The organism is Paenibacillus sp. 01T424, from assembly GCF_056398745.1.
In genome coordinates, this window is the sequence record NZ_JBFTPZ010000045.1 from 50,616 (window position 1) to 62,309 (window position 11,694).

10 protein-coding genes are annotated in these 11,694 nt (G+C 44.8%); 6 read left to right on the forward strand and 4 right to left on the reverse strand.

The annotated features are described in order from the left end of the window. Positions 1–175: 175 nt before the first annotated feature. The 3 genes from AC1DPK_RS27125 (at position 176) to AC1DPK_RS27135 (ending at position 3,309) form a co-directional block, all read left to right on the forward strand. On the forward strand, positions 176–1,462 hold the full coding sequence (locus AC1DPK_RS27125; protein WP_441881032.1) for a DNA polymerase IV: 1,287 nt from the start codon (positions 176–178) through the stop codon (positions 1,460–1,462). 56 nt (positions 1,463–1,518) lie between these two features. Then, a complete protein-coding gene (locus AC1DPK_RS27130) occupies positions 1,519–1,755 on the forward strand; it encodes a ferredoxin (RefSeq protein ID WP_053376893.1) in 237 nt (78 codons plus the stop codon). Between the two features lie 159 nt (positions 1,756–1,914). Further along, positions 1,915–3,309 carry a L,D-transpeptidase gene (locus tag AC1DPK_RS27135; protein WP_477512227.1) on the forward strand — a complete coding sequence of 465 codons (1,395 nt, stop codon included), beginning with the start codon at positions 1,915–1,917 and terminating at the stop codon, positions 3,307–3,309. 5 nt (positions 3,310–3,314) lie between these two features. Here AC1DPK_RS27135 and AC1DPK_RS27140 read toward each other — a convergent pair whose 3' ends face one another. Then, positions 3,315–3,455, reverse strand: coding sequence for a hypothetical protein (locus AC1DPK_RS27140; RefSeq protein ID WP_179089760.1), 141 nt, complete (start codon positions 3,453–3,455; stop codon positions 3,315–3,317). A gap of 174 nt (positions 3,456–3,629) precedes the next feature. Between AC1DPK_RS27140 and AC1DPK_RS27145 the strand changes: the two genes are divergently transcribed. The 3 genes from AC1DPK_RS27145 (at position 3,630) to AC1DPK_RS27155 (ending at position 9,397) form a co-directional block, all read left to right on the forward strand. After that, on the forward strand, positions 3,630–4,727 hold the full coding sequence (locus AC1DPK_RS27145; RefSeq protein ID WP_477512228.1) for a quinone-dependent dihydroorotate dehydrogenase: 1,098 nt from the start codon (positions 3,630–3,632) through the stop codon (positions 4,725–4,727). 17 nt (positions 4,728–4,744) lie between these two features. After that, positions 4,745–5,548 (forward strand): GTP diphosphokinase, encoded by an 804-nt coding sequence (gene yjbM, locus AC1DPK_RS27150; RefSeq protein WP_076266843.1) that lies wholly within the window; start codon positions 4,745–4,747, stop codon positions 5,546–5,548. Between the two features lie 240 nt (positions 5,549–5,788). Next, the gene (locus AC1DPK_RS27155; protein ID WP_477512229.1) at positions 5,789–9,397 is read left to right on the forward strand and encodes a LamG-like jellyroll fold domain-containing protein; all 3,609 of its coding nucleotides are present in this window, start codon (positions 5,789–5,791) and stop codon (positions 9,395–9,397) included. Positions 9,398–9,518: 121 nt separating this feature from the next. Here AC1DPK_RS27155 and AC1DPK_RS27160 read toward each other — a convergent pair whose 3' ends face one another. From AC1DPK_RS27160 to AC1DPK_RS27170, 3 genes are all read right to left on the reverse strand, one after another. Beyond that, on the reverse strand, positions 9,519–10,055 hold the full coding sequence (locus AC1DPK_RS27160; protein ID WP_477512230.1) for a PCYCGC motif-containing (lipo)protein: 537 nt from the start codon (positions 10,053–10,055) through the stop codon (positions 9,519–9,521). Next, complete coding sequence (locus tag AC1DPK_RS27165; RefSeq protein ID WP_076266845.1) at positions 10,052–10,567, reverse strand: thioredoxin family protein; 516 nt, start codon at positions 10,565–10,567, stop codon at positions 10,052–10,054. Before AC1DPK_RS27165 ends, AC1DPK_RS27160 begins: the two co-directional genes overlap by 4 nt. A gap of 175 nt (positions 10,568–10,742) precedes the next feature. Further along, a partial coding sequence (locus tag AC1DPK_RS27170; RefSeq protein WP_477512231.1) for a DUF4179 domain-containing protein occupies positions 10,743–11,694 on the reverse strand: 952 nt, incomplete at its 5' end.

The following is an 11,694-nucleotide window of genomic DNA, read 5'->3' on the forward strand; positions in this document are numbered from 1 at the left end:
CTTTTCAAATCATAATTTAGTATTATAACACTTGTCGCCTTGAAAGTAGAGGGGGCAAAAGGAATTTTTGTCAGCTCACGCGTGCTTCGTTGACTTGACCCTATTGGAATTGTATGCTTGGGTGGATAAGCTTATGTAGGCTTATGGCTTAGGTTAGGCGGTGTGTTGCGCGATTATGACGAATACGAATGAGTTCTATCCGGCTAAGGGCCGAGTTATCATTCATTTAGATATGAATGCTTTTTATTGTTCCGTACATGAGGCTGAGGAGCCGGAGAAATATAAGGACAAACCAACTGCGGTGTCCGGCAGCGTTGAGCAGCGAAAGGGCATCCTCGTCACTTGTTCTTATGCAGCACGGAGCAGAGGGATAAAGACGGGAATGACAGTCAGACAGGCACTAACACTTTGTCCTGAGCTTATATTAATCAAACCGGACTTTTCATTATACCGCAAATATTCACATGGCTTTATGGCAATCGCTAGACAATATACGCCGCTCGTTGAGTCTGTTTCGATTGACGAATGTTATATGGACATTACCGGTTCGAAAATGTTCGGCTCGCCGCTTGATATTGCGGCTTCGCTGCAGCAGCGGATCAAGTCTGAGTGGTCTCTTCCTTGTTCAATTGGTTTAGCTCCAAATAAGCTGCTTGCAAAGATGGCATCCGACATGAAAAAACCAAACGGGCTGACTGTGCTGCGGATTCGTGATGTGCAAAAGGTGCTTTGGGATAAGCCGTGCGATCATTTGTTTGGCATCGGCAAAAAAACGGCTGATAAGCTTAGCAAGCTGAATATTCGGACGATTGGCCAGTTGGCGGCATCGGAAGAAACGATGCTGAATAAGCATTTTGGCGTAGTTGGCTCTTGGATGAAATCAGCTGCCCATGGACTAGATTATTCTGAAGTTAACCCAAATCGGGAACGGAACAAATCGATCGGTCATACGACCACGCTTCCAAGCGATATTACATCGCGGGACGACGTTTTCCGGGTGCTGCTTAATTTGGCGGATCAGACAGGTCGCAGGCTGCGAAGGCAGAAGATGGTCGCAACCACGGTTCAAATCACAATTCGCAAGCCGGATATGACGACGATTGCCCGCTCCCACACCCTTGCAGCACCTACGGAATCGAGTGAAGATTTCTATAGGGAGGCTTGCAAGCTATATGACCGGCATTGGAAGGAAGGTGAACCGATTCGGCTGCTTGGCATAACGCTCCAGAACCTCACTTTGCTTGCGGAAACTGCCTTGCAGCTTGATTTGTTCAGCTACGAGAAACAGCCGAGAAAAGAAGCGTTGACTAAAGCGATGGATCAGCTCCGCGACAAGTATGGAGAAGATGCTGTTTTGACGGCAGGAATGCTTGGTGATGATCCTTCAACCTTAATTAGGAATAAACGAATTCGCGGTACATCCTTGCAAAAGGACGATAGTTTGTTATATATTGATGAATGAAGCTTGACTGTACAGAGACGAGATTATTCCGTTTATTTATTTGGGAGGGGATTTCCATGGGTAAGTTTACTTGGGTTGAAAAAGATACGTGCATCGCTTGTGGAGCTTGCGGAGCGACTGCTCCTGACATTTATGATTATGATGACGAAGGTCTTGCAGAAGTTATTTATAAAGCTGACGGTAATACAGGCAACACTGAAATTCCTGAAGATTTGTTCGATGATTTGCAGGATGCAGCTGACGGCTGTCCGACAGATTCAATCAAAATTGCAGACGTTCCTTTTAATTACTAATTTTTGAGTGATGATAAAAAAGTTCCTCCTCGCTGGCCTATGCAGCGGTGAGGAGCTTTTTTTGTATATGCAGCAAAAACAGAAATGGACTCGGGATTACAATCAAACTCCCTGCCTGCCGATATAGAGGATATATACCACATGTCGGGAGGATGGGGGATGGACTCTCCGGAAGATATTTTTTATTTGAAGCAATTTGTAAAGCAGCACCCTGATAACCAAATGGGTTGGTATTTGTTAGGCAAGCAATACAAGCTCGCTGGCAAGGAGGGCAAAGCGAATTATTGCTTCCTGCAAGCTGGTGAAGTATACGATGCCTTCGAGCATGAAAGTCATCCGTTATCGGAAAATCAATTGCAGCTGCTTAAAGATTGGGATTTGCAGCAAAAGAAAAAAAGACGAGCTCGTAAATTAGGAGCATTAGCTCTATTGTTCCTGCTCGTTGCATTGTTTGCTCCAGCTAGCACTTCCGTATTCAAGGAAAGGCCAGAGCAGCCTGAACCGATAGCTGTAGTTGAAGTGAATCCAATTGGCGTTGTGTTTATACCGCGTAAAGAACGAAATCCAGTCGGCAGCGCATGGAACAGCCTCATCGCAGCCGGCAAACAAGCACCTCTTCATACCATTGCAGCTCGCCTTGAGGAAGATGAGGGCTGGCGGAAATGGACAGAGAACACTAGACTGCTCATGTCTATAGAAAAGGAAAACGGAAGCAGTAAGCTGGATGTAACGATGTATGACCGCCTTACCTGCGAGTGTGAGCCTTCTGAGGCGAGCTCGGCAGCAGCACAATATAAGGAATGGAGCGTGCAGCAAGAGACGCACTGGACGCTTGCAAGCGGCATCTATCAATATGAGAAAAAATATAAAAAGTGGCCGGAGAAGCTGGATGATCTCATTCAATCTTATCCGAACAATGTTCTTTCCGGGGAACGCAGCGGTATGCGCTCTATGTTTCCGGCTGTATTGCGAAAGCTGAAAGCCGCGCAGGCACAAAAAAACCGTTCAATCCAAGAGCAAGAACAAGCAGCAGGAAATCAGCAGCAAGAGGAAAGCGAAAAAAGAACGAGTCCGATAGTAGGCACAAATGGAATTTTGGATAAACAGTGGAGCCAGCCGCTAGAGGTCGTGGTAGATAAAGCGAGTTATCGACTTGCTGTTATTCAAGGGGATATCATTGTGCGCAGCTATAAGGTGGGCCTCGGAGGCGATGCAACACCTGAGGGAAGCTTCTACATAAGTGAAAAGGTTAGAAATCCGAATGGGCGTGACGATGGAAACTTCGGAAGCCGAGGAATGACATTATCGAATACGCTGTACGCGATTCATGGAACGGATGAACCCGGCAGTATTGGCAAAGACGAATCACTTGGCTGTATCCGCATGGGCAAAGCTGATGTGGAGGAGTTGTTTGATATGGTGCCGCTAGGAACGGTTGTCAAAATAAAAAATGGGACGCTTCCGTCTAAGGTGCAGCAGCCAGCAGAACGCTTTCAGCTGGAGCCGCTCCAAAACGAAACCAATCCCTTGAAAATCTATAAATGGTTGACGTAGACCGCTTACGAAGTGAAAATAAGAAGCAGCGCGACAGCTACAACAACTACGCCGACGATTGAACCAATCCATACAAGCGCTTTTTTGTTTACTTCATCCTTCGGTTTCGCTTTTATTGTAGCCGGTCTTCTTTTTGGTGAACTCATCGTCAATCAACCTCTCTATTTCATAGTAATAAATAATATGATCTCATTGTAATCGTTTTCTAGACAAGCCGCAATACAATGGAAGCTTGCACCTTGCGTGCAGGCTCTTTTCTTTTTGCTGCAAAAAAGATAAACTGTCAGATAGAGCATACATCTAAGATCGGAGTGAGTAAGTTGATTTATTCTTCAATTTTAAAACCTATTTTTTTTCGAATGGATCCTGAGAGGGCCCATCATCTTGTGATTGACGGCTTAGCAGCCGGCGGTGTAGTTCCAGGACTGAATGGTCTGATGAATGCGATGTATGGCGTAGCAAAGTCGCCTGAGCTTGCTACAGAACTATTCGGACTGCAATTCCCGCACCCTGTTGGACTTGCTGCTGGACTTGATAAGAACGGCAAAGCCGCGGACGGTTTCTCAAGCATAGGTTTTGGTTTTGCTGAGGTAGGTACGGTAACGCCAAAAGGACAAGCCGGCAATGAGCAGCCGCGATTGTTCCGCCTTCCATCAGACGAAGCGCTTATTAATCGGATGGGCTTTAACAATGATGGCACAGCGGCAATGGCAGAGAAGCTGTCACGCCGCAAAATAAATAGAATCCCGATAGCGGTTAACATTGGCAAAAACAAGATAACGCCAAATGAACTTGCTCATGAGGACTATCAGACCTGCATACGCGAATTGTATACATACGGCGACTTTTTTGTCGTCAATATCAGCTCTCCGAACACCCCGGATTTGCGTGATTTGCAGCATGGTGAAGAACTGAGAAATTTGCTTGCCGCTGTAAAAAAGGAAATAAACACGCAAGCGGCGAAAACAGGAGCAAAAGCAAAACCTGTTCTCGTCAAAATTGCGCCTGACATGACAGATGAACAGATGGAGCTTACCGTTGCGACTATTATGGAAAGCGGAGTTTCAGGTATAATTGCAACAAACACAACATTATCGCGCCAAGGCCTTCAGCATTCGAATGCTGGCGAAGCGGGCGGGCTCAGCGGCAAGCCGCTGCGAGATCGTTCAACGGAGGTTATTCGGGCGGTATATCGCCAAACAGGAGGCAAGCTGCCCATTATTGGCTCGGGCGGCATTTTTACAGCACAAGACGCATACGATAAAATCCGCGCGGGAGCTTCACTTGTAGAAATCTACACGGCGCTTATTTATAAAGGGCCTGGAGTGCTGCGAGAGCTAACGAGTGGACTGAAGGAATGTTTACGCAAAGATGGCTACCGCAATATTGCCGAAGCAGTTGGTGCAGATCACGTTTAAGAACAGGAGGCGGCCGGATGGACGGTAGAGACTGGAATCTTTTTTTACAGCCTTATGAACAAGCGGTTGAAGAACTTAAAGTGAAATTTAAAACGATGCGGGTCGAACTGAAGATACGAGAAGCTTACGCGCCGATAGAATTCGTCACCGGCCGGGTTAAGCGAATTTCTAGTATTCTGGAAAAGGCCAAGCGTCTCAAAGTCCCCTCGGATCAATTGGATACGGGTATAGAGGACATTGCAGGTATTCGCATTATGTGCCAGTTTGTGGATGATATTCACCGCGTAGCTGGCTTGATTCGCACGCGTAAAGATCTTTCCCTTGTATATGAGAAGGATTATATTACGAATTTCAAAGACAGCGGCTACCGAAGCTACCATATGATTGTAGAATATCCGGTTCAAACAGCACTAGGATACAAAATCGTGTTGGCTGAAATTCAAATACGGACGTTAGCGATGAATTTTTGGGCGACAATCGAGCATTCATTAAACTACAAGTTTAAAGAAAGCTTGCCTGAGGATGTGCGTGAGCGGTTGAAGAAAGCGGCTGAAGCCGCATCGCAGCTGGATACAGAAATGACCAGCATACGCAAAGAGATTTTGGATGCGCAGACCGAATTCGAGGAGCAGTCCAACGTGGTCTCGAAGGTGCTTAAAGGCATTCAAGATTTGTATTTTTATAATCGGGTTCGAGAAGCTGCTCAATTTCAAATGAAATTTAACGAGAAATTTGAAAAAGAGGACTATCATGAGCTTAATCAGCTTTCGCTTGATATTCAAACAGCCATTGGGAAAGCTAAGAAAGCAAACCAAAGCTAGCATAAAAGCAGGCGCAAAACCAATGTGAATTGGATTTAGGATAGTTAGGCAAAATGAACATTGAAGACGACTTTCACTCCATTATAGAGTGAGAAGTCGTCTTTTTTTATTGTCCAAGGGAGGTGGAGCCCATTCCATCATTTACAATAAACAAACGTTAAAATGACTTCTGTTTAACAATACAACCAATTAAAACATATATAATGCACATGAAACAAGAAATTAAAAGGAGTGATTGATTTGTTTTTTAAGTGGAGGARAAGTTTAGCGGTTTTCATAGTTATGGCTGTTTTATGTTCCAATGCACAAGGGTTCGTTCGATCAGCAAGCGCTGCCGATGGTGCGGTACAAGCACCTGAAGCATCTGTCGCTGGAGGACGTTACGAGGCTGCGATAGCGGTTGTATTAAGCTCTAAAACAAGTGATGCTAGTATTTATTATACACTTGATGGAACGCTGCCTAACGAGAAAAGCAAAAAAGCTGACAATAATCCAATCACGATTGCCAAAACCATAAACCTTAGCGCGATTGCGATAAAGGATGGCGTAACGAGCAAAGCGGTAACGTTTGGTTACCTGATTAAAACAAGTGAAAAGCCGCTGCTGCAATTTGTAGCGATGTCAGACGTTCATGTAGGTTCGCGCACGACAGGTGATCCAAGATATGAAAGCTATTTCGATACTATCGCATCAATCTTCCCAAATCCTGATGCCATCCTAGTTGTAGGTGATATGATCAACGATAACGGGGGAGACAAACCGAACGATCATCAAATGGTAAGGGAAATTTTCCAAGCGAATCTAGCTAGAAAAAATATGACCAATACAAAGATGCATGTTGCAATGGGAAATCATGACGCGACAGTTGCAAAAGTGAATGAGCATTATCCAGCGGATTGGTTCACATCACAAGCCAACGGCTATTATGAAACTCAAATCGGCGGTTATTATTTTTTCTTCTTGAACGGAAACAACTACAACTCGGATACAGGCCAGCGCAATTGGCTTAAGGGCAGATTGGCAGAAATTACGGCTGATCCATTAAACAAAAATAAACCGATCTTTGTAGGCATTCATCAGCCGATCACAGGAACGGTAATGGATGGACAGCAGGCGTCCAATCCGAACCTAAACAGTGATCTGGCGGGTTACCCGCAGGTTATTACGTTGTCGGGGCACTCCCATCTGACCAACAGCGATGAACGCTCTATTTTCCAGAAGGATTATACGGCTCTGAATCTTGGCTCGATGTCGTACATTGAAGCAGAGCATGGCTACTCTGCTGTAACGAATGCAGGGCTTGTCAGCCGCTTTGAATTTCCGGTATCTCAGGCTGATTTTATTGAAGTGTATGCGGATCGGATTGAAGTGGATAGAATTGCTTTTAATGCAGATCCAGCAGATATTATGGATGATTGGACACCGGTTCCCCCATTCAACAGCGTCGGTACAATTGCTGGCGAGAAATGGGTTATTGAACTGAAAGGCAGCACGATTCAAGAGATCAAAAGCAATTTCAAGTATACGAGTGCAAATCGCAATAAAATAGCACCACAATTTCCTGCTGAGACGGATCTGAAAGTGACGGATCTGGATGGCACGCCTAAGCTGAGCTTCAATCAAGCGAAGGATGACCAAAACATGCATCATTACGAGCTGACGCTAACGAACAAAAGGACGGGTACGACCGCAAAATCGGTTAATGTGTTCTCCGACTATTTCTTTACGCCGATCCCGAATGCGATGACGATTCCCCTGGACGGACTTGATCCACAAACGACCTATACTGCGGTCATTTATGCCGTTGACAGCTACGGGAACAAGTCTAGCGCGATCCAGCATACATTCCGTACGGGAGGCACGCTGCCTGAGCTTACGCCGATTGATCCTGAAACGATGTGGAAGGACCTTGTCGTTGATATGAAGTTTGACGACAACTTAAACGATGATGCGAGCGGCGTGACGGGTTCGGCTGTATCACGCGGAAGCGTTGCGTACGTGCAGGGCAAATCGAATAAAGCAGCTTACATTCCGGCAGGCAATGCGAATTATATTGATCTGGGCAGCCGCAGCGATCTGAAGTTTGGCAGTGGCAGCTTTACGGTATCGTTCTGGCATACAGGCAATTTATCTGGTGATCAGACGGTCATTTCGAATAAAAACTGGAACAGCGGCAAAAACGTCGGTTGGTATATCGGACCTGCTGTAGCCAATGCAATGACGTTAAACATTGCAGACGGCACGAACCGAATGGATACTTCGGCGGGTAGTGTAGGAAGTGAATGGCATTTGCTCACGGTCACCGTCGACCGAGCAAATCAAGTTGGCAAAGTGTATGTCGATGGGGTGGAGAAGGCCTCTAAAGAAATGACTGCACTTGGCACGAGCAGTATAGACACAGCATTTAATACGATTATTGGCGCGGATGGCAACAAAGGGAACGGCGGTGCCAATGTTACGATGGACGATTTGAAAATTTGGAAACGGACGCTCACTGCAACGGAGATCAAGGCTTTATCTGATTCCTACAAAATCATTCCTGCTTATACGTATGAGCAGCTTAACAAGTTGATGGTTGATGCTTCGGCATTTGATGCTGCCAGTGAAAGTGTTGTAGGCGTCACCTATTCCGCTGCCAAGATGATGGAGCTTCGGTCTGCTTTAAGCAGTGCATCGGCGCTTACTTCTGAAAGCCCAGTTAACGAAATCGATGAAGCTTATGTGAATCTTATGCTCGCTTTGGAAGCGGTAAAGGAATCTGTGACTTATCAGTTCCTATCGAAATCGGCATTTGCAATCGAATCATTCAGCTCTTATGCGGATAATGAAGATGCATTTGCATCAAATATTCTCGATGGTGATTTGGCGACCATCTGGCACTCCAAATGGGAGGCACCTGCGGCAGATTTCCCTCATTGGGTTATTATTGATTCAAAGAATAGCCATAGCTTGAGCGGCATTCAAAGAACAAGCAGAATGAATCAAACTGCGCTGGAATTTCCGAAAGACTTTGAGGTATACGCATCTGATCGCTTGTCAGATCTAAGTGACGCGGCGTTCCTTGCGAATGAAGCCAATAAAGCGACAGGCACCTTTGGCAAATCGTGGACAGGCAGTACGTATAAAGACTTTACACCGCTTAACAAAACGATTTCCGGCAGATATATCAAATTTGTTGTAAAGAGCACTTATAATGCAGCAGGCACCTTTACGAGCATGAGTGAAATTGATTTTACAGGTACCGTGAAGGACAAGCAGACGGAAAAAGCCAGCTTAAAAGGTGAAACAAAAGTAACAGTGGGTGGTTCCATTGCGCTTACTTACGGTCTAGAAAACGTAGTGGGTCCCGTTATGGCAGAGGACATTACGATTGAATATGATCCTTCCAAGTTAACCTTTGTTTCAGCAGTATCCATGGATGAAACTAAATTTTTGATCCCAGAAACGAAGGATAAGGATGGACAAGTAAGATTGATCGCAGTCCATTTGAATGAGGCACAGACGAATGCGAATGGGGATTGGATGAAGCTCACATTCCAAGCTAAGGCAGGAGCTTTGGCTGGCCCAACTCAAATTACAGTGAAAAAAGCAGTATTATCCGACAGTGTGGAAGAAGTAACGATAGCTGGCGACTCGCATGCACTTGAGGTTATTAATATCCCTGGCGATTATAACAATGATGAGAAGGTAAGCATCGTTGACTTAGCAATCCTCGTAAAATCATATGGTGCGAAGGAAGGCGACAGCAACTGGAATGCAGTTAAATCTGGGGATTTGAACAACGACAAGGTCATTGATATTCTCGATCTCGTATTAATGGCCAAATTAATCGTTGATTGGAGCAAATAAGAAAGAATAAGTAAATAAAACCTTAGTTGCATTACATGTTTGAAAAAAAGAAGCTGTCCAGCAAGGTCGGAGTAGACCTAGTTGGACAGCTTCTTCAACTTATACAGCAGATGAGCGTTAACTAATCTGTTGATTTTTTTGGTTTGTACAGTTTATCGATGGCTGCACGTATTTCTTCCTTGGTCTTGCCTTGCTTGCTTAAGGCGATTACTTCTTCCATCTCTTTCTTACAAATGCCGCAGCTGGTACTGTGATTGGTCCATGTGACAGCGCCCTCGTCCGCAGGATGTTCGGCAACGTAGCAGCGCAGAAGCGAGTCATGCGGGGTTTCAACTGCTAACCCATCTGAGCAACCGCAATAACAAGTGATACCGCTCATAATGTCGGCGTGAGCATGGACTCCTTTATATAGCTCGCTCGTATGCGGCGTATAGTCCGCTAAAAAACCAGGCAGCTCATCATAGGATGCTGTTGTTTGCCATGTTTCGGAACCGTGTTGATGCTCAGCGCCTGCCTTGTCGTCGTTCGCTAAGCCGCATGCGGTGAGCAAAGTAATAAAAGCGAATGCGAGCAGCAAAGTATACATGATGCTGCGAATGCGTGAATTTTTTTGCTCCTCCGTAATCTGCTCAGCCGTTTGGCGCTGACGCTTCATCATTTGGTTTCAGCCCCCGAATATTTATTGAAAAACGCTCTAAAATCATCTAGTTTATAGCCGGTAGTTCCTTCTTCAGCAAGTCCGCCCTCTAGCTTGTCAATTTGAACGCCATCTTTGAAATAAGCAAGTGTAGGCGTAAACTCGACATTATATTTGTTGAAATAGCTAGGGAATTCTCTTAAGTTGAATTGCGGAAGGTCAATTCCAAGCTCATCAACAAGCGGCATAAGCTGTGGCGTCGTTCTTTGGCAATGAGGACAATCAGAAGCGAATAGGTAAACGAAGAAATCTTCCTTATCGGCCACTTTCTTGTCTAATTCAGCAGGCAAAATGATATTCTGATAGTTAGGATCATTAAGCAGCTTGCGTGTTTCTGGGTTCAGCTCGGAGAGGGGCTTGTCGTATACGGCGTTTACCTTGCCACTGTTGTTTAAAACGGTAATAAGACCGAATAAAATAACAACGATACCGATATAGACGTAAATCATTTTCAATTTCTTTTTCTTCTTCATGTAAGCAACTACCTCCGAAACAGGTTTAAGTGGACAAGCTATGAAAGAACAGCATGTCCTTACTTAAATATATTATATAACAAATCCGTATTGGTATGTAAGAGCTTGAACATCAATGTCATACAACATTCGGATTTAGAGAATCAAAGGAAATATACGGATAAAATGTTGGATATTACTGGTTGTCTGATCTGGCGTTAATTGCTTGGGGATATTGCATGCCTTCTCGTTGTTCAATGTATAACGAATGATCAGAGATGCCATAGGTTTTAACTATTTCCTGCATTTTTCCCATAGCTGCTTCTTCACTGCTATAATATCCAGCTTCGACGAAGTAGCCCCCTTGTTGATCTTTGAGCGTTCGTACTCCTTCAAGGCCTGCTAACATTTCTTCGTAGATGCCTTGCGTTTCTCCGAATGCGGAAGAAGCGGTACGAAGCGAATAAACGGTGGGAGGATTGGTTTTTGCAGAGTCCCGCTTTATCGTAAGAACAACTTGTGCCGGTTCTTTATATTCCTTGACCTCGTAACTTACATTGCTCTTAAATGTTATGTTAAAGCGAACCAGCGAGTCGTCGAGCGAAATTAATGGATAAGCGTCCGCGATTAAACTGCTTTTCTTTAGCTCCGCTAAGTCCTTCTCGGCTGAGAATCGTCTAACACCGCCAATTGAAAAAGTCATCGTATTAGGGTATTGGCTATAGTTTATGCTAAAAGAATTCGTCATTTGCTGATCTTTATTGTTTTGCTGAAAATGAATGACAATATGCTCAAGATCGCCTTTTTTCTCGAGTGAAATGACATTAATAGCAGTGGAGTCCGTAATTGTACCGCCACCTGCGCTTCCTTTGTTAAACTGCAAAGTACGCACGAGTTGGCCAAGTCCAGGTATTTTTTCTAAGCTGCTAGCGAAAGCGGGCATCGTATTAATGCTGATTGTAAAAAGAATAAAAAGGGCTGCTGCACCAACAACTACACGTTTCACCCAGCGGATTGAGTTTGCTTGTTTCGTGCGCTTGCGCTCGATTTTGCCTCTTTGAATAGCTGCATCGGCAACGGCAGCAAGCTGATCGGGAATATCGATTTCATTATATGTTTTTTTAAATAAATCCATTCGGTTACTCATC

Excerpts from the sequence above, each read along its gene's own strand:
- yjbM (WP_076266843.1), top strand. The coding sequence starts at position 4,745 with ATGGACGGTAGAGACTGGAATCTTTTTTTACAGCCTTATGAACAAGCG.
- AC1DPK_RS27135 (WP_477512227.1), top strand. The coding sequence starts at position 1,915 with ATGGACTCTCCGGAAGATATTTTTTATTTGAAGCAATTTGTAAAGCAG.
- AC1DPK_RS27165 (WP_076266845.1), bottom strand. The coding sequence starts at position 10,567 with ATGAAGAAGAAAAAGAAATTGAAAATGATTTACGTCTATATCGGTATC.
- AC1DPK_RS27140 (WP_179089760.1), bottom strand. The coding sequence starts at position 3,455 with ATGAGTTCACCAAAAAGAAGACCGGCTACAATAAAAGCGAAACCGAAG.
- AC1DPK_RS27160 (WP_477512230.1), bottom strand. The coding sequence starts at position 10,055 with ATGATGAAGCGTCAGCGCCAAACGGCTGAGCAGATTACGGAGGAGCAA.
- AC1DPK_RS27125 (WP_441881032.1), top strand. The coding sequence starts at position 176 with ATGACGAATACGAATGAGTTCTATCCGGCTAAGGGCCGAGTTATCATT.
- AC1DPK_RS27130 (WP_053376893.1), top strand. The coding sequence starts at position 1,519 with ATGGGTAAGTTTACTTGGGTTGAAAAAGATACGTGCATCGCTTGTGGA.